Annotated in this window: 19 protein-coding genes; 13 read left to right on the top strand and 6 right to left on the bottom strand. The window is 59.3% G+C overall.

From position 1 onward, the window contains the following. The first annotated feature begins 6 nt into the window (after positions 1-6). The gene (nuoN, locus tag ACMYSO_RS06990; protein ID WP_434669931.1) at positions 7-1,464 is read left to right on the top strand and encodes an NADH-quinone oxidoreductase subunit NuoN; all 1,458 of its coding nucleotides are present in this window, start codon (positions 7-9) and stop codon (positions 1,462-1,464) included. 79 nt (positions 1,465-1,543) lie between these two features. On the opposite strand, the gene rnz is transcribed toward nuoN, so the two are convergent. After that, the gene (gene rnz / locus ACMYSO_RS06985; protein ID WP_434669930.1) at positions 1,544-2,461 is read right to left on the bottom strand and encodes a ribonuclease Z; all 918 of its coding nucleotides are present in this window, start codon (positions 2,459-2,461) and stop codon (positions 1,544-1,546) included. A 52-nt stretch (positions 2,462-2,513) separates the two neighbouring features. Here rnz and ACMYSO_RS06980 point away from each other — a divergent pair, with 52 nt between their 5' ends. The 7 genes from ACMYSO_RS06980 (at position 2,514) to menE (ending at position 10,150) form a co-directional block, all read left to right on the top strand. After that, positions 2,514-2,975, top strand: coding sequence for a GNAT family N-acetyltransferase (locus ACMYSO_RS06980; RefSeq protein WP_434669928.1), 462 nt, complete (start codon positions 2,514-2,516; stop codon positions 2,973-2,975). Positions 2,976-3,139: 164 nt separating this feature from the next. After that, entirely contained in the window at positions 3,140-4,435 is a 1,296-nt protein-coding gene (gene menF / locus ACMYSO_RS06975) for an isochorismate synthase MenF (RefSeq protein ID WP_434669926.1), read from the top strand. A gap of 76 nt (positions 4,436-4,511) precedes the next feature. Next, complete coding sequence (gene menD, locus ACMYSO_RS06970; RefSeq protein WP_434669924.1) at positions 4,512-6,182, top strand: 2-succinyl-5-enolpyruvyl-6-hydroxy-3-cyclohexene-1-carboxylic-acid synthase; 1,671 nt, start codon at positions 4,512-4,514, stop codon at positions 6,180-6,182. Beyond that, positions 6,179-6,937: a 2-succinyl-6-hydroxy-2,4-cyclohexadiene-1-carboxylate synthase gene (gene menH, locus ACMYSO_RS06965; protein ID WP_434669923.1), complete on the top strand. Its 759-nt coding sequence runs from the start codon at positions 6,179-6,181 to the stop codon at positions 6,935-6,937. Before menD ends, menH begins: the two co-directional genes overlap by 4 nt. Positions 6,938-6,951: 14 nt before the next feature. Then, entirely contained in the window at positions 6,952-7,809 is an 858-nt protein-coding gene (gene menB, locus ACMYSO_RS06960) for a 1,4-dihydroxy-2-naphthoyl-CoA synthase (protein WP_434669921.1), read from the top strand. Further along, on the top strand, positions 7,809-8,774 hold the full coding sequence (gene menC, locus ACMYSO_RS06955) for an o-succinylbenzoate synthase (RefSeq protein ID WP_434669920.1): 966 nt from the start codon (positions 7,809-7,811) through the stop codon (positions 8,772-8,774). The genes menB and menC overlap by 1 nt, the downstream gene beginning before the upstream one ends. Then, entirely contained in the window at positions 8,771-10,150 is a 1,380-nt protein-coding gene (gene menE, locus ACMYSO_RS06950) for an o-succinylbenzoate--CoA ligase (RefSeq protein ID WP_434669918.1), read from the top strand. The genes menC and menE overlap by 4 nt, the downstream gene beginning before the upstream one ends. Here menE and ACMYSO_RS06945 read toward each other — a convergent pair. The 4 genes from ACMYSO_RS06945 to ACMYSO_RS06930 form a co-directional block, all read right to left on the bottom strand. Beyond that, complete coding sequence (locus ACMYSO_RS06945; RefSeq protein ID WP_434669917.1) at positions 10,141-11,658, bottom strand: tripartite tricarboxylate transporter permease; 1,518 nt, start codon at positions 11,656-11,658, stop codon at positions 10,141-10,143. The two genes, menE and ACMYSO_RS06945, sit on opposite strands and share 10 nt — an antisense overlap. 11 nt (positions 11,659-11,669) lie before the next feature. Next, positions 11,670-12,101, bottom strand: a complete 432-nt coding sequence (locus ACMYSO_RS06940) for a tripartite tricarboxylate transporter TctB family protein (protein ID WP_434583774.1) — start codon at positions 12,099-12,101, stop codon at positions 11,670-11,672. A gap of 15 nt (positions 12,102-12,116) precedes the next feature. Further along, positions 12,117-13,097, bottom strand: coding sequence for a Bug family tripartite tricarboxylate transporter substrate binding protein (locus tag ACMYSO_RS06935; protein ID WP_434669916.1), 981 nt, complete (start codon positions 13,095-13,097; stop codon positions 12,117-12,119). 328 nt (positions 13,098-13,425) lie between these two features. Then, on the bottom strand, positions 13,426-13,548 hold the full coding sequence (locus ACMYSO_RS06930; RefSeq protein ID WP_434669915.1) for a small membrane protein: 123 nt from the start codon (positions 13,546-13,548) through the stop codon (positions 13,426-13,428). Between the two features lie 450 nt (positions 13,549-13,998). Between ACMYSO_RS06930 and ACMYSO_RS06925 the strand changes: the two genes are divergently transcribed. The 3 genes from ACMYSO_RS06925 to ACMYSO_RS06915 all read left to right on the top strand — a co-directional run bounded on the left by ACMYSO_RS06925 (position 13,999) and on the right by ACMYSO_RS06915 (position 17,304). After that, a complete protein-coding gene (locus tag ACMYSO_RS06925) occupies positions 13,999-15,030 on the top strand; it encodes a linear amide C-N hydrolase (RefSeq protein ID WP_434669914.1) in 1,032 nt (343 codons plus the stop codon). A gap of 188 nt (positions 15,031-15,218) precedes the next feature. Beyond that, complete coding sequence (gene tctD / locus ACMYSO_RS06920; RefSeq protein ID WP_434669913.1) at positions 15,219-15,893, top strand: transcriptional regulator TctD; 675 nt, start codon at positions 15,219-15,221, stop codon at positions 15,891-15,893. Beyond that, complete coding sequence (locus ACMYSO_RS06915; RefSeq protein ID WP_434669912.1) at positions 15,880-17,304, top strand: sensor histidine kinase; 1,425 nt, start codon at positions 15,880-15,882, stop codon at positions 17,302-17,304. Before tctD ends, ACMYSO_RS06915 begins: the two co-directional genes overlap by 14 nt. Here the strand turns inward: ACMYSO_RS06915 and nudI are convergent. Then, entirely contained in the window at positions 17,296-17,721 is a 426-nt protein-coding gene (gene nudI / locus ACMYSO_RS06910) for a nucleoside triphosphatase NudI (RefSeq protein ID WP_434669911.1), read from the bottom strand. The two genes, ACMYSO_RS06915 and nudI, sit on opposite strands and share 9 nt — an antisense overlap. Positions 17,722-17,952: 231 nt before the next feature. Here nudI and ACMYSO_RS06905 point away from each other — a divergent pair, with 231 nt between their 5' ends. Together ACMYSO_RS06905 and ACMYSO_RS06900 are read left to right on the top strand one after the other, a co-directional pair. Beyond that, entirely contained in the window at positions 17,953-18,495 is a 543-nt protein-coding gene (locus ACMYSO_RS06905; protein ID WP_123755210.1) for a YfaZ family outer membrane protein, read from the top strand. 96 nt (positions 18,496-18,591) lie between these two features. Beyond that, entirely contained in the window at positions 18,592-19,791 is a 1,200-nt protein-coding gene (locus ACMYSO_RS06900; protein WP_434669910.1) for a nicotinamide mononucleotide deamidase-related protein YfaY, read from the top strand. Positions 19,792-19,793: the final 2 nt, after the last annotated feature.

The raw sequence follows: 19,793 nt of genomic DNA, 5'->3' as shown, positions 1-19,793 counted from the left end.
TTCGCCATGACAATAACTCCACAACAACTGATCGCACTGCTACCGCTGCTGATCGTCGGCTTGACGGTGGTGGTTGTGATGCTCTCCATTGCGTGGCGACGCAATCATTTTCTCAATGCCACGCTGTCGGTTCTCGGCCTGAACGCCGCGCTGATCTCGCTCTGGTTCGTGGGTCAGAACGGCGCGATGGACGTCACGCCGCTGATCCGCGTCGACGGTTACGCCATGCTCTATACCGGCCTGGTGCTGCTGGCGAGTCTGGCCACCTGTACCTTCGCGTACCCGTGGCTGGAAGGGTACAAGGACAACAGAGAAGAGTTCTACCTGCTGGTGTTAATCGCCGCGCTGGGCGGCATTCTGCTGGCCGGCGCCAACCATCTGGCGGCGCTGTTCCTCGGTATTGAACTGATTTCGCTGCCGCTGTTCGGCCTTGTCGGCTACGCCTTCCGGCAGAAACGGTCGCTGGAAGCGAGTATTAAATACACCATTTTGTCTGCCGCAGCGTCGTCGTTCCTGCTGTTCGGTATGGCGCTGGTGTATGCCAACTCGGGCAACCTGTCGTTCCTGGCGTTGGGCAAAAGCCTGGCCGATAGCACCCTGCACGAACCGCTGTTGCTGGCGGGTCTGGGTCTGATGATCGTTGGCCTTGGCTTTAAACTGTCGCTGGTACCGTTCCACCTGTGGACGCCAGACGTGTATCAGGGGGCGCCTGCGCCGGTATCAACCTTCCTGGCGACCGCCAGCAAGATTGCTATCTTTGGCGTCGTGATGCGTCTGTTCCTGTACATGCCGGTAGGCAATAGCGAAGCGGTACGCGTGGTGCTGGGGCTGATCGCCTTCGCCTCTATCCTCTTCGGTAACCTGATGGCGCTGAGCCAGACCAATATCAAACGTCTGCTGGGTTACTCTTCTATCTCGCATCTCGGCTATCTGCTGGTGGCGCTGATCGCCCTGCAGAGCGGCGAAATGTCGATGGAAGCGGTCGGGGTTTATATGGCCGGTTATCTGTTCAGCAGCCTCGGCGCGTTCGGCGTGGTGAGCCTGATGTCCAGCCCGTATCGTGGCCCGGACGCCGATTCACTGTACTCCTATCGTGGCCTGTTCTGGCACCGTCCGATTCTGTCGGCGGTGATGACGGTGATGATGCTGTCGCTGGCGGGTATCCCGATGACGCTGGGCTTTATCGGTAAGTTCTACGTGCTGGCGGTCGGTGTGCATGCGCATCTGTGGTGGCTGGTCGGGGCGGTGGTGCTCGGTTCGGCAATTGGCCTCTACTACTATCTGCGTGTGGCGGTGAGCCTGTACCTGAGCGCGCCGGATAAACTGAACCGCGATGCGCCGTCGAACTGGCAGTACAGCGCGGGCGGTATTGTGGTGCTGATTTCTGCGCTGCTGGTTCTGCTGCTCGGCGTGTGGCCGCAGCCGCTGATTAGCCTGGTGCAGTTGGCAACTCCGCTGATGTAATCCCTATGGCCGGGGCATTCCACCGGCCCTGAAATCATGCCTGTCAGTCGCGATACTGACAGGCATTTTTTTTGCCTGGTTACAGGCTGTAGACCATAAAATCTTCGGCCAGCAGGGTGCGGGGAAACAGTTCCCGACACTCGGCCAGCAGACGCTGGCAGCCCTCGGCGTCATAGCGCGAACTGAAGTGGGTGGCGATAAACATACGCACCCCGGCATCGCGCGCCAGCGCCGCCGCCTGCTGGCTCGAGGAATGCCCGCGGCTATTGGCCTTTTCCGCCATCGCCTGCTCCAGCGTCGTTTCATGCACCATCAAATCAACGTCACGCGCCAGATCCAGCGCGGCGTCGCAGGGCGCGGTATCGCCAAAAATCGCCAGCTTCTTGCCGGGCGTCGCCGGGCCGAGATACTGGCTGCCGTCAATCAGCCGTCCGTCTTCCAGCTCAACGGTCTCTCCCTGTTTCAGGCGCTGGAATAATGGCCCCGGCTGGACGCCATCGGCCACCAGGCGTGCGGCATCCAGCGTGCCGGGTCTGGCATGCTCTTCGATGCGGTAGCCGTAGCATTCCACCGGGTGATTCAGCGCAAAGGCGCTGACCCGATATCCCCCTTCATCAAACACCAGACCGGGCCCCACTTCGACAATCGTTAAAGGGTAATCGGTCCACGAGCCGCTCAAGCGCAGGGCGGTTTCGACAAACTCCTTCAGCCCCGTCGGCCCGTACAGCGTCAGCGGCAGCGAATTGCCCTGCATTGAACGGCTGCACAGCAGGCCAGGCAGGCCGAACAGGTGATCGCCGTGCAGGTGGGTGATAAAAATCTTGTTCAGTTTTCCAGGATGAAACGGGGTGTCGAGAAACTGATGCTGGGTCCCTTCTCCACAGTCGAACAGCCACATCTCCGCCGCCGTTGGTTGTTGCAAATTCAACACGATAGACGTCATATTACGCGTACGGGTCGGCACGCCTGCGGATGTCCCCAAAAATGTTAATTCCATCGTCCAGTGTCCTCAGGGCCGGGTGAAAAACTCAAGTATACAGGAGCAGTTGATGATTACATGGCAGGATCTTCACCACGCAGAGTTGACCGTTCCACAGCTGTACGCCTTGCTGAAGCTGCGTTGCGAGGTGTTTGTCGTTGAACAAACCTGTCCCTATCTGGATGTTGACGGGGACGATCTGGTCGGCGAAAACCGCCATCTTCTCGCCTGGCGGGGGGATGAACTGGTGGCTTACGCACGGATCCTGAAAAGCGACGAGGAATTTGAGCCAGTCGTGATTGGCCGGGTCATCGTCAGTTCGGCGGCGCGCGGGGAGAAGCTGGGCAATCAGTTGATGCAGCGGGCTGTGGCGAGCTGCCAGCAGCACTGGCCGCAAAAAGCGATCTACCTCGGCGCCCAGGCACACCTGCAGAATTTCTATGCCAGCTTCGGTTTTCAGCCGGTGACAGAAGTGTACGACGAAGACGGTATTCCCCATATTGGTATGGCCCGCGAAGCCAGCGCCGGGTAAACGACATTCGCGTAATGACTTAAAGAATCTATACTTTTTCACCTTCAGCCTGCCAGCTTTGCTGGCAGCGCCGCCCGGCGTAAAAGCCGCTCCCTCATTATGGGTACTGCAATTTCAGGCTAGGACCCCGTATAATATGTGGTTTTTATTCTGTGGAGGTTTGCGTGCTGTCTGTGTCCGCTGCGCTGGAACGCTTACGTGACTGTCTGAGCGACGATTTCCCGACGTCACCCGGCATGCGAATTTTTACTTTTCCTTTCCCACTCGATGATGCCTTTGACCCGCTACTGTGGTGCGGTCATCAGGCGCAGTGGCCGCAATTTTACTGGCAGCAGCGCTCGGGCGATGAAGAGCTGGCCGCCATTGGGGCGGTAAAAACCTTTACCTCGCTGAGCCAGGCTCATCGGTTTTTGCAGGAGCAGGCGCCTGAGGATCTGCGTATTTGCGGACTGAATGCGTTCAATCCGCAGGAGGGCAGCCTGTTTCTGCCGCGGCTGGAGTGGCTACGGGTGGCAGGCAAAGCGACCCTGCGCCTGCTGTTGTGGAGCGATGTCTCATTACACGAAGAGGCCCGCGTGGCCCGCGACTTTCTTACCACCTTAACCCCCACTCAGGCTTCACCCGCGACGCTCCCCGCGGTGCTCCACGAACAGCATTTCCCGGATTATCCTCAGTGGCGTGCGCTGATTAGCCAGGCAACCGAGGCGATAGCTGCCGGAGAGCTGGCGAAAGTCGTGCTGGCACGCGCCACGGATTTGCAGTTTGCCGCCCCGGTCGATCCGCTGGCGGTTGTTGCCGCCAGCCGACGCAGCAATCACCACTGTTTTCATTTCATGATGGCGTTCAACGCTCAGCAGGCTTTCTTTGGTTCCACGCCGGAACGGCTGTGGCGTCGGCGCGGGACGCAGCTGCGCACCGAAGCTCTGGCCGGGACCGTGGCCAGCCATGCCGACGATCGGCAGGCGCAAGGGTTGGCCGACTGGTTAATGAAAGATGATAAAAACCAGCGTGAAAATATGCTGGTGGTGGAGGACATCTGCCAGCGAATGCAGGATGAGGTGCGCTCGCTGGATGTCCTGCCGCCGCAGGTGATACGTCTGCGCAATGTACAGCATCTGCGCCGCTGCATCTGGGGCGAGCTGCAGCAACCTGACGATGCCCGCTGTCTGCATCAGCTGCAGCCAACCGCTGCTGTCGCCGGATTACCGCGCCGGGCGGCGCTGGATTTTCTTACCCGTCATGAACCTTTCAGGCGTCAATGGTACGCCGGCTCCGCAGGCTATCTGTCGCGGGCGCAAAGCGAATTCTGCGTGGCCCTGCGTTCAGCGCAGGTCGACAACGCCACCCTCAGGTTGTATGCCGGTGCCGGGATTGTCAGCGGCTCCGATCCGCAGCAGGAGTGGCAGGAAATCGAGAATAAGGCAGCAGGACTGCGTTCGTTATTACTGACAAAAACGTAGATAAACGACCCATATCAATACTCCATTGCTTTGTATTACCTATACTTATCCTCAATATTTGATACCGGACAATTTCATGTCAGTAAGCGCATTCAACCGACGCTGGGCGGCGGTGATCCTCGAAGCATTAACCCGCCACGGCGTGCAGCATATCTGCATTGCGCCTGGTTCGCGCTCGACACCTTTAACCCTGGCCGCGGCGGCCAATCGCGCATTGATCCCCCACACCCATTTCGATGAGCGCGGGCTGGGTCATCTGGCGCTGGGACTGGCAAAAGCCAGCCGTCAGCCGGTGGCGGTGATTGTCACCTCCGGCACGGCGACGGCCAATCTCTACCCGGCGCTGATTGAAGCCGGGCTGACCGGTGAAAAACTGATTTTACTGACCGCTGACCGTCCTCCGGAGCTGATTGACTGCGGTGCCAACCAGGCCATTCGCCAACCGGGCATGTTTGCTTCCCATCCGTCGCAGACGCTATCGCTGCCGCGCCCGTCGCAGGATATTCCTGCCCGCTGGCTGGTATCGACGATTGACCAGGCGCTGGGTGAACTGCACGCCGGCGGTGTCCATATCAACTGTCCGTTCGCTGAACCGCTGTACGGTGATATGGACGAGACCGGCGTGGCGTGGCAGCAGCAGCTTGGTAGCTGGTGGCAGAGCGATAAACCCTGGCTGCGACAGGCGCTGCAGCTGGAAAGCGAGAAACAACGCGACTGGTTTTTCTGGCGGCAAAAGCGCGGCGTGGTCGTCGCCGGTCGCATGAGCGCCAGCGAAGGTGTGAAAGTGGCGGCGTGGGCCAAAACCCTCGGCTGGCCGTTGATTGGTGACGTACTGTCGCAAACCGGGCAGCCATTGCCCTGCGCCGATCTGTGGTTGGGGAACGGCAATGCGGTGAGCGAACTGCAGCAGGCGCAAATCGTGGTCCAACTGGGCAGCAGCCTGACCGGCAAACGGCTGCTGCAGTGGCAGGCGGCTTGTGAACCCGACGAATACTGGGTGGTGGATAATCTGCCCGGACGACTGGATCCGGCTCATCACCGTGGCCGCCGTCTGGTGTGCACGGTGGATCGGTGGCTGGATCTCCATCCGGCAGAAAGCCGCCAGCCGTGGGCAACGATCATTCCGACGCTCTCCCGCCAGGCCTGGCAGGCCGCAGCTGACGATAGCGAGACCTTTGGTGAAGCCCAGCTGGCCCACCGCATCGCGCGCTACCTTCCGGAGCAGGGGCAACTGTTTGTTGGTAACAGCCTGGTGGTGCGCCTGATTGATGCGCTGTCGCAGCTTCCGGCAGGCTATCCGGTCTATAGCAATCGCGGGGCCAGCGGTATCGATGGCCTGCTGGCGACGGCTGCGGGTGTCCAGCGGGCCAGCGCCCGCCCTCTGCTTGCGATCGTCGGCGATCTCTCGGCGCTCTACGATCTGAACTCACTGGCGCTGCTGCGCCAGGCCTCAGCGCCGCTGGTGCTGATGGTGGTTAACAACAACGGCGGGCAGATTTTTTCTCTGTTACCGACGCCGCAGGATGAACGACGCCAGTTTTATCTGATGCCGCAGGAGGTGAATTTCGACCACGCGGCGGCGATGTTTGGCCTGAATTATCATCGTCCGACAAGCTGGGAAGCGCTGGAAACGGTGCTGGCCAGCGCGTGGCGCCAGCCAGGTGCTACGGTTGTCGAGCTGGTGGTGGAAGAAACCCAGGGGACACAGACGTTGCAAGCGCTGCTGGCGCAGGTCAGCCGCCTGTGACGCTGCATGCCGTGTGCCAACAAGGCCAGGCGGGTTATCCCTGGCTGGTCTTTTTGCACGGTTTTTCCGGCGACTGCCGGGAGTGGCAAACGGTGGGCCAACGGTTCGAGAGTTGGCCCCGGCTGTATCTTGATCTGCCGGGCCATGGCGGCTCGCGGGAGGTGGCGGTCAGCGGTTTTGCTGATGTCTGCCAGCAGTTAGAGCAAACCCTCGCGCACCATCAGGTGCAGGATTACTGGCTGATTGGCTACTCGCTGGGCGGGCGTATCGCCATGGTTTTTGCCAGCCAGCCGCGGCACGGGCTGCAAGGGCTGGTGGTCGAGGGCGGTCATCCCGGACTACAGGATGACCACCAACGCCGCCAGCGCTATCAGGCCGACTGCGCCTGGGCTGCGCGTTTTCGCCAGCAACCGCTAGCCGAGGTCTTTGCCGACTGGTATCAACAGCCGGTGTTCGCCTCTCTGAGCGCTACGCAGCGCCAGGCGCTGGTGACGCTGCGTAGCCACAACAGCGGTGTAAATCTTGCCGCAATGCTGGAGGCCACGTCTCTGGCCGTGCAGCCGGACCTGCGTGCCGCTCTGCACGCCCGACGCTACGCTTTTCATTATCTTTGCGGCGAATACGACGCCAAATTTCGCGCCCTCGCGAGTGACACGGGGGCAACGACACATATTATCGATCATGCCGGACATAACGCGCATCGGGAAAACCCCGCTGCAGTTGCCGCCTGTCTGGCGCAGCTATTAACGAATTAACCAAAGGACATCCTATGCTCTCTCTTGATGAAGCCATGCTGTACGCCCCTGTGGAATGGCACGATTGCTCCGAAGGCTACACCGACATTCGCTATCAGAAATCAGCGGACGGGATTGCCAAAATCACCATCAACCGCCCCGAGGTGCGCAACGCGTTCCGTCCGTTGACGGTGAAAGAGATGATTCATGCCCTATCTGACGCCCGCTATGACGACAATATTGGCGTCATTATCCTGACCGGCGAAGGCGACAAAGCGTTTTGCGCCGGTGGCGACCAGAAAGTGCGTGGCGACTACGGCGGCTACCAGGACGACTCCGGGGTGCATCACCTCAACGTGCTCGACTTCCAGCGCCAAATCCGTACCTGCCCGAAACCGATCGTGGCGATGGTCGCCGGTTTCTCCATCGGCGGCGGCCACGTGCTGCACATGATGTGTGACCTGACGATTGCCGCAGAGAACGCCATTTTCGGTCAGACCGGCCCGAAGGTCGGCTCGTTCGACGGCGGCTGGGGGGCATCCTATATGGCGCGGATCGTCGGGCAGAAAAAAGCGCGGGAAATCTGGTTCCTGTGCCGTCAGTACGACGCTCAGCAGGCGCTGGACATGGGGCTGGTCAACACCGTGGTTCCGCTGGCGGATCTCGAAAAAGAGACCGTCCGCTGGTGCCGTGAAATGCTGCAAAACAGCCCGATGGCGCTGCGTTGTCTGAAGGCGGCCCTGAACGCCGACTGCGACGGTCAGGCGGGTCTGCAGGAGCTGGCGGGCAATGCCACCATGCTGTTCTACATGACTGAAGAAGGTCAGGAAGGGCGCAACGCTTTTAATCAGAAGCGCCAGCCGGACTTCAGCAAATTTAAACGGAATCCATAATGCGTCAGGCGCAGGTTTACCGCTGGCAGGTACCGATGGACGCGGGTGTGGTGCTGCGCGAACGGCGGTTAAAAACTCGCGATGGGCTGTTTATTCGTCTGCAGGAGGGTGAACGTACGGGCTGGGGTGAAATTGCGCCGCTGCCGGGGTTTAGTTATGAGTCGCTGGAAGCGGCGGAATCTGCGCTGCTGACGTGGGCGCAAGCCTGGCGGCAGGGCGATAAGATCGCCGGGCCGTCGCTGCCGTCGGTAGCTTTCGGCGTCAGCTGTGCGCTGGCGGAGCTGAACGATGCGCTGCCGACGTCGGCCGATTATCGTGCGGTGCCGCTGTGTAGCGGTGACCCGGATGAGCTGTTCGCCAGGCTGGCGAGCCTGCCCGGCGAAAAAGTGGCGAAGGTCAAAGTAGGGCTGTATGAGGCGGTCCGCGACGGCATGGTCGTGAACCTGCTGCTGGAAGCGATCCCTGAGCTGACGCTGCGTCTCGACGCCAACCGCGCCTGGACGCCGCTGAAAGCGCAGCAGTTCGCGAAATACGTCAACCCAGACTATCGCCAGCGTATCGCTTTCCTCGAAGAGCCCTGTAAAACCCGCGATGACTCGCGAGCTTTTGCCGCCGAAACCGGCATTGCCATTGCCTGGGATGAAAGCCTGCGTGAAGCCGATTTTCGTTTTGAGGCGGAGCCAGGGGTACGTGCACTGGTGATCAAACCCACGCTGACCGGAAGCCTGCAAAAGGTGCAGGAGCAGGTAGCGGCCGCCCACGCGCTGGGGCTAACGGCGGTGATCAGTTCATCGATCGAGTCGAGCCTCGGGCTGACGCAGCTGGCGCGGATTGCCGCCTGGCTTACGCCGCAGACCATCCCCGGCCTCGACACCCTGGCGTTGATGCGCGCCCAGTTAATTCGCCGCTGGCCGGACAGCCCGCTGCCTTGCCTGGGCCTGGACGAACTGGAGCCGTTGCTGTGACCTTTAGCGACTGGCCGTGGCGGCACTGGCGCCAGCTGCGTGGTGACGCGCCGGCGCTACGTTTACACCACCATATCCTGAGCTGGCGTCAGCTGTGCACCGAGATCGATGCGCTGGCATTGGGGTTTCGCGAACAGGGGGTGAGAGAAGGCGATGGGGTGCTGTTGCGGGCCTACAATCAGCCAGCTATCGTGCTGGCGTGGCTGGCGCTGCTCCAGTGCGGCGCCCGGGTGTTGCCCCTCAACCCTCAGTTGCCCGCTTCGCTGCTTGCGGCGCTATTGCCGTCTCTGAACCTCCGCCACGCGCTGGTGCTGAACGGCGAGCCGATGGCGTGTGGTTATCCGTCTTTGGCGCTGCAACGCGCGGCAGGGGAGTACGCGCTACCGTGGCGAGAAGAACGGCTGGCGTCGATGACGCTGACCTCCGGCTCTACCGGATTGCCGAAGGCGGCGGTACATACCTATCACGCACACCTTGCCAGCGCGCAGGGCGTGCTGGCGATGATCCCGCTGGCGGCGGACGACGACTGGCTGCTGTCGCTTCCGTTGTTTCACGTTTCCGGCCAGGGCATTGTCTGGCGCTGGCTGTTGGCGGGGGCCCGTCTGACGGTAGCGGAGAAACAGCCGCTGGAGCAGGCGCTGCAGGGCTGCAGCCACGCCTCGTTGGTGCCGACGCAGCTGTGGCGGTTGCTCAAGAACGAAGCCGAGGTGTCCCTGAAAGCGGTGCTGCTGGGCGGCGCGGCGATCCCGGTGGCGTTGACCACCGAGGCCCGCGCCCGTGGGATCCGCTGCTGGTGCGGCTACGGCCTGACCGAGTTTGCCTCGACGGTGTGTGGCAAAGAGGCTGACGGTGCGCCTGATGTCGGTCAACCGTTGCCCGGCCGGGCGCTGAAAATCGTTGATGGTGAAGTGTGGCTGCGTGGCGACAGCCTGGCCACCGGCTACTGGCGTGACGGCGAGATGCTGCCGCTGCTCAACGATGCCGGATGGTTTGCCACCCGCGACCGCGGCGAGCTGCATAACGGCAGGCTGACTATTCTGGGGCGCATGGATAATCTCTTTTTCAGCGCCGGCGAAGGTATTCAGCCTGAAGAAGTGGAGCGGACGATCGTTGCCCATCCGCAGGTGCAGCAGGTATTTATTGTGCCGCTGGATGACCCTGAGTTTGGTCAGCGACCGGTCGCGGTGGTGGAGTGCGATGCCGGGTGCGATATGGCCGCGCTGGCGGCCTGGTCCCAGGATAAGCTGGCGCGTTTTCAGCAGCCGGTACGTTGGCTGACTCTGCCGGAATCGTTAAAAACCGGCGGGATTAAAATCTCCCGCCGGGCGTTACGTGATTGGGTTAATACCGCTGGGCGTGAACCCGATCAGGCCTGATTCGCCTCGGCACGACGCTGGCGCTGCTTGCGTAAATAGCGCAGCACCGGGGGAACGATAATCACGGTAATGGCGAGGAACAGCAGGGTTTTGGTGACGCCGCTTCCCCACAAAATTCCGAGGTTGCCGTTGCTGATGGACAGCGCGCGGCGCAGGTTTTGCTCGAGCATTTCGCCCAGCACAAAACCTAAAATCAGCGGGGACATCGGGAAATGCATCTTACGCAGGATGTAACCGAGCACGCCCAGTCCGACCATCAGCAGTAAGTCGAAGGTGGTGCTGTGAACGGCGTAGACCCCGACGGCAGATACCGCGGCAATCGCCGGCACCAGGAACCACAGCGGGATCGTCAGCATCCGGGTAAACAGGCCAATCAGCGGAATGTTCATGATCAGCAGCATCACGTTGGCGATCAGCAGCGCCGCGATCAATCCCCAGACGATATCCGGCTGTTCGGTAAACATCGCCGGACCCGGCGTGATGTTATACAGCGTCAGCGCGCCCATCATGACCGCCGTGGTGCCGGAACCGGGAACCCCGAGGGTCAGCATCGGGATAAAGGAGCCGCAGGCGGAGGCGTTGTTGGCCGCTTCAGGGGCCGCGACGCCACGAATATCTCCCTTGCCGAAGTTGTCGCTGTTACCGCTGAGCTTTTTCTCGGTCATATAGGTGATGGCGCTGGCAATCGTCGCCCCGGCGCCGGGCAGGATGCCGACGAAGAAGCCCACGACCGAGGAACGCAGCGTCGCCCCGACGCACTGACCGGCTTCTTTGGCGTTAAACAGCATGCGCCCGGTTTTACGTACCAGCGTCTGGCCGCCGCTGGTGCTTTCCAGCATCAGCAGGATCTCTGATACGGAGAACAGCCCGATGACCACCACGATAAACTGCACACCATCGGAGAGGTGAACGCTGTCGAAGGTGAAACGGTAGACGCCGGTATTGGCATCCACGCCCACCGTCGCCAGGCCTAAGCCAATTAACGCGGCGAGGAACGACTTCAGCGGGTTCTGCGCCATCATGCTGCCCAGGCAGGCGATGGCGAACACCATCAAGGCAAAGTACTCTGCCGGGCCAAATGCCAGCGACCACTGGGCCAGCACCGGCGCGAACAAAATGATGCCGCCAATGGCGATTAACGAGCCGACGAACGAGCTGACCGCCGAGATTGACAGCGCCACGCCACCGCGCCCTTGCTGCGCCATCGGATAGCCGTCCAGCGCGGTCATAATCGCGGCGGCGTCGCCGGGCACATTGAGCAGGATTGACGAGATCCGTCCACCATACTCACAGCCAATATAGACCGTGGCCAGCAGGATCAGGGCGGATTCGGCAGGCAGGTGTAAGGCAAACGCCAGCGGCAGCAGGATCGCCACGCCGTTAATCGGCCCCAGCCCTGGCAACAGGCCGACAATGGTCCCCACGAAACAGCCGATCAGGGCAATCATCAGGTTCGTTGGCGTCATCGCCACGGCGAAGCCCTGCGAAAGATAAATCCAGGTATCCATAAACTTCTCCGTTAACTTAACCAGACGCCAAGCGGCAGGGTGACATCAAGCAGGGTGTCAAAGGCGTACCATAAGGCGATACCCATCACCGCGCCGGCAACGGCGGCGGCGGGTAGCGTAGCGCCAAACAGCAGGCCGATAACGGCGGTTAATAGCGCGGTGGCAAGGGGAAAACCGAGCCATTCAAAGCCCCACGCGTAGAGCATCAACACCACCACCATGGTCAACAGACGCTGTAACACCAGACGTCCGGGCCATGCCACCACATCCGGACGGCGCAACAGCAGCAGCACCGAGCAGAGCAACATCAGGCCGATAATCCCCACCGGGAATGGGCGGGGACCAACGGGTTCATAGGAGTACTCACTGTGAATCTGCCAGGCAATGAACATCCCGCCTGTACATAGCAGCAGCCAGATCCCGGCAAAAATACGATCGCTCATGGCAACCCCCGTAGATTATTTCGCCAGGCCGAAGGCTTTGGCCTGTTCACGATAGTCGTTGACCTGCTTCTTCACGTAACTATCAAGCTCTTTGCCGTTCATGTTGAATTCAAACAGGCCGCGCAGCTCACGCTGCTTTTTGAATGCTTCGGTCTGCTGGAGCTTCGCGAACTCATCGACCCACCATTGGTAGTCGGCATCGCTGACTTTCGGGCCGACGTAAAAGCCGCGGATAATCGGCCACACCAGGTCGTAACCCTGTTCTTTGGCGGTCGGGACATTGGCGAGTGCGCCGGGTAAGCGCTCGTTAGAGAAGACTGCCAGGACGCGAATTTTATTGCCCTGCAGGTACGGCACCATTTCGCTCAGGTCACCCGACACTGCCTGCACGTGATTGCCCAGCAGAGCGGTCACTGGCTCACCGCCGCCTTCAAACGCGACGTAGCGCATTTTGTGGGGATCGACATTGGCCTTTTGCGCCATCAGCGCGGCTTTCATCCAGTCCTGGCTGCCGATAGAAGCACCGGCGCCGATGACGATACTGGCAGGGTTTTTCTCCATGGCGGCGAGAAACGACGGTAAATCTTTCCACGGTGAGTCAGCGCGTACGGCAATCATGCCGTAGTCGGTACCAACGCTGGCCAGCCAGCGCACATCATCGACGCCATAGCGGCCAAATTTGCCTTGCGAAAGGTTGAGTAATGAACCGCCGGAGAAGGCCACCACGGTGCCCGGTTCGCCAGGACGCTGTGCGACAATCGCGTTATAGGCCACCGCGCCAACGCCGCCGGGCATGTAGGTGACGCGCATCGGTTTTTTGATGGTGCCGGTTTCCATCAGGCTGACCTGAATCAACTTGCAGGTCAGGTCAAAGCCGCCGCCCGGTTTGGCGGGAGCAATACATTCGGTACGAGACGGTGCTTCAACCGCCCAGGCTGAAGCGGTACAGAGGCATAACGCAAGCGCGCTAAGATGGCGCAGGAGTGGTCTGTTCATAAGCTTCCTCAATCGGGTGCAGGGTCTGTTTATAGTGGTTATGTGAATCAATATCGAGTGACTTGGTTGCGCAATTGTTAAATCAAAAACCTTTCATTTCCCTTTCAATGGCGGCGCAACTTTGCAGGATGTGATAGACCTCTCCAAATTGAATGACCGGAAGGGGGATGACGTGGTCATTGATGTGCCCAGGGTGACGTGCGGCGTGAAAAATAACGGTGCCAGCGTTGGCCCCGTTATTTAACGGTATGACGTGAAAAAGCGAGAAAGTGAACCAGTGAATATTAATGTCAGATTAATGAGTGGGGTCATGCAATCATATTAGTACTCAGCGTCGTTTTTTAATAAAAGCATGTTTATGCTTTCTGATATCTTTCAGGTACGAAAATAAGCAATAAACGGAGGTGGCAAGGAGCGCAGCGGCTACTGTTAATAGTAAAATATTTCCCATGCTATTAGTCCATTGATAGTGTGGAATTTTCAGAATTCATTATATGAATGACTGTGGGGGTATCGTGATCTAAATCATGATTTCTCCGTCGTTAATAATACGCTAAGGTTAATTTAATACATTCGGCTGATAGGTATAATATGGCTTTTCTTATCATGTTTATTTCTGTTTTTAAATATTTAATGAGGGTTTTATTATTAATGTTACAGCTATGGGTACATGCTGGTTTATATTGTAAGTTGCGGTCAGAAGTAGCGTGGGTGATGTTATTCATCTATCGTCTAACGCGTCAGGAAGACAATATTCGTGTGTATTTTAGCGACCTGCACCACAATAATCTGGCGTCGCGTTTTCCCGTGGATTACGATCTACTGAACCGCGCTGGTGACGTAGGCGAGACAGGTAGCAAGACGCAACGTTCGACATACCAAATGAACAGAGGAGAAGACAATGTGCACACGGGTTATCTGGCCAGACGCCAATGGTGCAGTGATTGTTGGGCGTAATATGGATTTTCATAAAGATCTGCTGACCAATTTATGGACGCAACCTCGTGGGATCTCTCGTGACGACGGTGTTCAGGGTACGCTGAAGTGGACCTCGAAATATGGCAGCCTGGTGGCGACCGCGTTTGACATGATCTCGGTCGATGGGGTGAATGAGCAGGGGCTGGCCGGGCATGTGTTATGGCTGGCGGAATCTGACTACGGAATCGCCGATCCGACACGCACACAGCTGAGTCAGGCGGTGTGGCTGCAGTACTTCCTCGACAATTTCACCACGGTGGCCGATGCCGTCGCCTGGATCGATGCCTCCGGTGTTCAGGTGGTGCAGCTGGCTGACCCCACCGGCGGGCATCCGCCAGCTATCCACCTTGCGCTCGACGATGCCACCGGGGATTCATGCATTATCGAGTACAGCGGCGGGAAGGCTACCGTCTATCACAGCCCGGAGTACCGCGTGATGACCAACTCGCCGACCTACGACCGCCAGCTTGAACTGGTCAAAACGATTGACGGGCTGGGTGGCGATAAGCCGCTTCCGGGTTCTACGCTGGCGAGCGACCGCTTTGCCCGCGCCAGTTACTATGTGGGCCGGCTGAGCCAGCCGCAGACCCAGGTACAGGCCATCGCGGCGATGTTCAGCGTCATTCGTAATGCGGCGCAGCCGTTTCGTATCCCGGATCCCGGCAAACCCGACGCCTCTCAGACCCTGTGGCAGACGGTGATTGATCTGACCAGAAAACGCTTTGTTTTCGAGTCCACTACCCGCCCGAACATTGTCTGGGTCGACCTTGAGAAGCTGAATTTTGCCGAAGGAGCGCCTCAGATGAAGCTCAACCTGGTCGATGACCTGGCGGTCGAGCAGGGGATCGCCGGCGAGGTCAGCCAGAAATTCACGTCCGGCGCGACGCTGACCTTCCTGACGCTCGCGATGGAGAAACAGATGCTGGCTGCAGCGCACCGAGGGGCGGGGCAGTAGCGCGGTTTTGTGTTAGGCCGCTTGCAATTACGTCGGGCAAATGTTGCAAGTCTGTTGCATTTTGACATGCTCAATTTTCTGCTCGTTCCGCTAACCGTGTATTGCGGGTAAGTCTGCGGATCGGCAGCAGGAAAGAAATGGCATTGAAATAGCGTTTATTTCAATACAAACATGGAGATATGTTAAAAATGCGCCTCTTATTAGCCGAGGATAACCACGAGCTGGCCCACTGGCTGGAAAAAGCGTTAGTGCAGGGCGGGTTTGCCGTGGACTGCGTTTTTGATGGCCGGGCGGCAGACCATCTGCTGCAAAGTGAAAAGTACGCGCTGGCGGTGCTGGATATCGGCATGCCGGGGCTGGATGGTCTGGAGGTGGTTCAGCGGCTGCGCAAACGCGGGCAGACGTTGCCGGTGCTGCTGCTGACCGCCCGCAGCGCCGTGGCGGATCGGGTGAAAGGGCTGAACGTCGGCGCCGATGATTATCTGCCGAAACCCTTCGAACTGGAGGAGCTGGACGCGCGACTGCGGGCGTTGCTGCGGCGCAGCGAAGGGCAGGTGCATGAAGTTCAGCAGCTCGGCGAGCTGGAGTATCGCGACGAGGGCTATTTTTTGCTGCGCAGCGAGATGCTGTCGCTGACGCCCCGCGAGCAGGCGTTGCTGACGGTGCTGATGTTTCGCCGCCTGCGACCCGTCTCACGTCAGCAACTGTTTGAACAGGTCTTCAGCCTCAACGACGAAGTCAGCCCTGAAAGTATTGAACTCTATATTCACCGTTTGCGTAAAAAACTGCAGGACAGCAACGTGCGGATCACCACCCTGCGTGGCCTGGGGTATGTGCTGGAGTGCGGGAATGAAGTGGCATAAACCACAATCGCTGTTTGCCCAGCTGTTGCTGTTTTTGGGGCTGCCGCTGATTCTCTTATGGGCACTTTCCGCCTTTAACAGTTACGTCAGCGCGTTGCAGGCGGCGACGCAGGCCTACGACCGGACCTTACTCTCTTCCGCCCGCACCGTGGCCGAGCGGCTGGTGGTGCGCCATGGCAAGCTGGAGGTCAACGTGCCATGGGTGGTGCTGGACAGCTTCGAGCTCAACATGAACGATCGTCTGTACTACAAGGTGGTCGATCCGCAGGGGAAGGTGATTTCCGGGTTTGACGATTTGCCCGCCATGCCGCCCTCCACGTCGCGCACTCAACTCTATCCGGCCTTAGCCTGGTTTTATCACACCGAGTATCGCGGTCAGGCGATACGGGTGGCGCGTCTGCTACAGCCGGTGAACGAAGGCGGGATCGTCGGGATGGCGGAAATCTACATCGCAGAGACGTTGCAGTCGCGGCGATGGCTGGCCGGACAGCTGCTGTTCTCCTCGTGGGTATCGCAGGGGCTGCTGGTGCTGTTGACCCTGGTGTTGACCGGCTGGCTGCTGCGGCGGGTGCTGCGCCCGATGCGTCAGCTGTCGGCGCTGATGGTACGCCGTGAACCTGGATTGCTGACGCCGCTGCCGGAGCTGCTGCCGTGGTCAGAAACCCGTCTGCTGATCGTGGCCTTCAACCGCTACATTGACCGCCTGAGGGTGATGATTTCACGCCAGGAGCGGTTCAGCGCCGACGCTTCTCATCAGCTCAAGACTCCGCTGGCGGTCTTAAAAACCCAGGCGTCCGTCGCCTTAGCCAGCGATGATCCGCGGCTGTGGCGCGAAAGTTTGCAGGCCATGCGCACCACGCTGGATGGCACGATCCTGTTGACGGAGCGGCTGTTACAGCTGGCGAGCGTAAAACGCAAAGAGCAGGGGGAGCGGGCTTTTGCGGTCGTCGATCTGCATGAGATTGCGCAAAACAGCTGTTTTTCGCGGATCCCGCAGGCGAGAAGCAAACACATCGATCTCGGTTACGAGGGGGAACAGGGGGCGTTGCTGATTGAGGGCGATAGCGTCCTGCTCGGCGAGCTGTGCGCGAACCTGCTCGATAACGCTATTCGCTATACTCCCGCCAATGGCACGGTGACCTTGAGCCTGCGTGAGGAGGGAAATAGCGTGGTGATGGCCATCGAAGATAGCGGCCCGGGGATTGACGACAGCCAGGTTGAACAGGCGCTGCTGCCGTTTCATCGCCTGGAGAACGTTGGCGATAACCCTGGCGCCGGCATCGGGCTGGCGCTGGTCAATGATATCGCGCGCCTGCACCGCAGCCATCCGCAGCTGCAGCGCAGCGAAACGCTGGGCGGGTTGAAAGTCAGCCTGCGTTTTCTGCGCGCGGCGCCGATGCGATCAGAGTAGCCCTTTTAAGGTTAAGGTTTTGCGGGTGGCGACGTTCAGATCATACAAAGGCAAATCCTGCGGCTTAACCCACGCGTATTCCTGGAACTCCTCGTTGATGGTGACGTCGCGATTGGCGCTGATGCAGTCAAAAATCAGATAGATCATATAAATCTCTTCCTGATGGCCATCGGCAAAGGTTTTCACCCGGATGTCGTCGCTGAAGGTCCACGGGGTAATGCTCTCCAGCTGAAGGGCTTCTCCCAGCTCTTCGCGGACCTCCCGGCGCAGCGCCTCTTCGATACGTTCACCTGGCTCCACGCCGCCGCCGGACAGCGCCCATTGACCGGGAAATACGCCGCGATCGTCCGCCATTTTGCACAACAGGTAGTGTCCTTCATGTTGGATCAACGGGCAGACGATAGTTCTTTGGCGCATGGCAGTCTCCTTGAGTAAATGGCCAGAAAAATGACCTGAAGGAGCAGTGTGCGAGCCGCTTGCTTAAATCGCAAGCCTCATTGCGACCCTGTTGGCCATCCAGGCGGAAGCAACTGGTTACAATCACAATGGTAAAGGTTGTTTTAGTGGATTGATTCCTTTGCGATCGGCAGTACAATTCTGCGGTTTTTGGGACTTTTTTTGATTCTTGTTTACTGGATAGAGTAAAAAATGAAAAAGCGCGTTTTATTAGGTCTGGCTGGCGTGATGTTCGTTTCAACTGCGGCACATGCGATCAGCGTGACCGGAGAAGCCGGTGAGCATTTCACCAACCTCGGCGTCGGTTTCGGTACTGAATCCGCAGGTCTGGCAGTGACCGGCAACTGGATGCATAGCGATAACGATGGCGATGCGGCTGGACTGGGCCTCGGTCTGAACATCCCGCTGGGGCCATTCCTGGCAACGGTTGGCGGTAAAGGGGTTTATACCAATCCGAAGAGCGGCGATGAAGGCTATGCAGCGGCGGTTGGTGGTGGTCTGCAGTGGAAGATTGGCGACAGCTTCCGTCTGTTCGGCGATTACTACTACTCCCCGGACTCGCTCTCCAGCGGCATCCAGAGCTATCAGGAAGCTAACGTTGGTGGGAGCTGGACCGTCATGCGTCCGCTGAGCATCACCGCCGGTTATCGCTACCTGACCCTCGAAGGCAAAGACGGCAACAAAGACAATACCATTGCCGATGGCCCGTATGTCGGCGTCAGCGCCAGCTTCTGATTTTCACCCCGGCGCGGTTTCTTCCGCGCCGTATTCCTGTCTACTCCGCTGCACCTTACGCTATAGTGTTCCTTCTGGCAGGCAAGGAGTACAAAAATGATAAATGTGGAAATGCTCTCTACCGGCGATGAAGTGTTGCACGGACAAATTGTCGACACCAACGCCGCGTGGCTGGCTGACTTTTTTTTCAATCAGGGATTACCATTAACGCGCCGTAACACCGTCGGGGACGATCTCGATGCGCTGGTTGCGGTGTTGCGCGAACGAAGTGAACAGGCGGATGTGCTGATCGTCAATGGCGGCCTCGGGCCGACCAGCGATGACCTGAGCGCGCTGGCGGCGGCTACCGCAAAAGGGGAAGGGCTGATTCTGCACGCCGGATGGCTGGAGACGATGACGCGCTTCTTTGCCGAACGCGGGCGCCCGATGGTCGACAGCAACCGCAAGCAGGCGGAGATCCCTGCCAGCGCCGAGATGATCAACAACCCGGTTGGTACGGCCTGTGGTTTTGCCGTACAGCTCAACCGCTGTCTGATGTTTTTCACCCCCGGCGTGCCGTCGGAATTCAAAGTGATGGTCGAACAGGAAATCTTACCGCGACTGCGCAGCCGGTTTGCTCTCACTGAACCCCCATTGTGCCTGCGTCTGACCACCTTCGGGCGTTCGGAAAGCGAGCTGGCGCAAAGCCTCAATCCGCTGACGTTGCCTGAAGGGGTGGTGATGGGCTATCGCTCGTCGATGCCGATCATCGAACTGAAGCTGACCGGCCCGGCAGCACAGCGCGAAGCGATGCTGGCGCTGTGGCCGGAAGTGAAAAAGGTCGCCGGGGAGAGCATGATTTTCGAGGGGACGGAAGGGCTTCCGGCACAAATCGCGCGCTGTTTGCAGGAGCGTCAGCTCAGCCTGACCCTGAGTGAGCAGTTTACCGGTGGTTTACTGGCGCTGCAGCTTTCACGGGCTAATGCGCCGCTGCTGGCTAGCGAAGTGGTGCCGTCGCAGGATGAGTCGCTGGCACAGTCTGCCCGCTGGACGGCAGAGCGCCGGGTGAACCATTTCGCCGGCCTGGCGCTGGCAATCGGTGGCCAGGAGGCCGATCACCTGAATATTGTCCTCTCGACGCCGGACGGCACCCATGCGTTACGGGTTAAATTCAGCGCCACTCGTTACAGCGTGCCGGTTCGCCAGGAAGTGTGCGCGATGATGGCCCTGAATATGCTGCGCCGCTGGTTGAACGGTCTGCCGGTTGCCGCTGAGCATGGCTGGATCAACGTCGTGGAGACGCTGTTCGTCGAGTAACC

It is taken from the genome of Klebsiella sp. B345 (assembly GCF_051131735.1).
GTDB lineage: Bacteria > Pseudomonadota > Gammaproteobacteria > Enterobacterales > Enterobacteriaceae > Klebsiella.
The sequence above is the reverse complement of the archived record's forward strand: the minus strand, read 5'-3'. Positions and strand labels throughout refer to the sequence as shown.

Excerpts from the sequence above, each read along its gene's own strand:
- ACMYSO_RS06945 (WP_434669917.1), bottom strand. The coding sequence starts at position 11,658 with ATGGATACCTGGATTTATCTTTCGCAGGGCTTCGCCGTGGCGATGACG.
- rnz (WP_434669930.1), bottom strand. The coding sequence starts at position 2,461 with ATGGAATTAACATTTTTGGGGACATCCGCAGGCGTGCCGACCCGTACG.
- menD (WP_434669924.1), top strand. The coding sequence starts at position 4,512 with ATGTCAGTAAGCGCATTCAACCGACGCTGGGCGGCGGTGATCCTCGAA.
- ACMYSO_RS06915 (WP_434669912.1), top strand. The coding sequence starts at position 15,880 with ATGAAGTGGCATAAACCACAATCGCTGTTTGCCCAGCTGTTGCTGTTT.
- nuoN (WP_434669931.1), top strand. The coding sequence starts at position 7 with ATGACAATAACTCCACAACAACTGATCGCACTGCTACCGCTGCTGATC.
- nudI (WP_434669911.1), bottom strand. The coding sequence starts at position 17,721 with ATGCGCCAAAGAACTATCGTCTGCCCGTTGATCCAACATGAAGGACAC.
- ACMYSO_RS06900 (WP_434669910.1), top strand. The coding sequence starts at position 18,592 with ATGATAAATGTGGAAATGCTCTCTACCGGCGATGAAGTGTTGCACGGA.
- ACMYSO_RS06905 (WP_123755210.1), top strand. The coding sequence starts at position 17,953 with ATGAAAAAGCGCGTTTTATTAGGTCTGGCTGGCGTGATGTTCGTTTCA.
- tctD (WP_434669913.1), top strand. The coding sequence starts at position 15,219 with ATGCGCCTCTTATTAGCCGAGGATAACCACGAGCTGGCCCACTGGCTG.
- menB (WP_434669921.1), top strand. The coding sequence starts at position 6,952 with ATGCTCTCTCTTGATGAAGCCATGCTGTACGCCCCTGTGGAATGGCAC.
- menC (WP_434669920.1), top strand. The coding sequence starts at position 7,809 with ATGCGTCAGGCGCAGGTTTACCGCTGGCAGGTACCGATGGACGCGGGT.
- ACMYSO_RS06925 (WP_434669914.1), top strand. The coding sequence starts at position 13,999 with ATGTGCACACGGGTTATCTGGCCAGACGCCAATGGTGCAGTGATTGTT.
- ACMYSO_RS06980 (WP_434669928.1), top strand. The coding sequence starts at position 2,514 with ATGATTACATGGCAGGATCTTCACCACGCAGAGTTGACCGTTCCACAG.
- ACMYSO_RS06935 (WP_434669916.1), bottom strand. The coding sequence starts at position 13,097 with ATGAACAGACCACTCCTGCGCCATCTTAGCGCGCTTGCGTTATGCCTC.
- ACMYSO_RS06940 (WP_434583774.1), bottom strand. The coding sequence starts at position 12,101 with ATGAGCGATCGTATTTTTGCCGGGATCTGGCTGCTGCTATGTACAGGC.
- ACMYSO_RS06930 (WP_434669915.1), bottom strand. The coding sequence starts at position 13,548 with ATGGGAAATATTTTACTATTAACAGTAGCCGCTGCGCTCCTTGCCACC.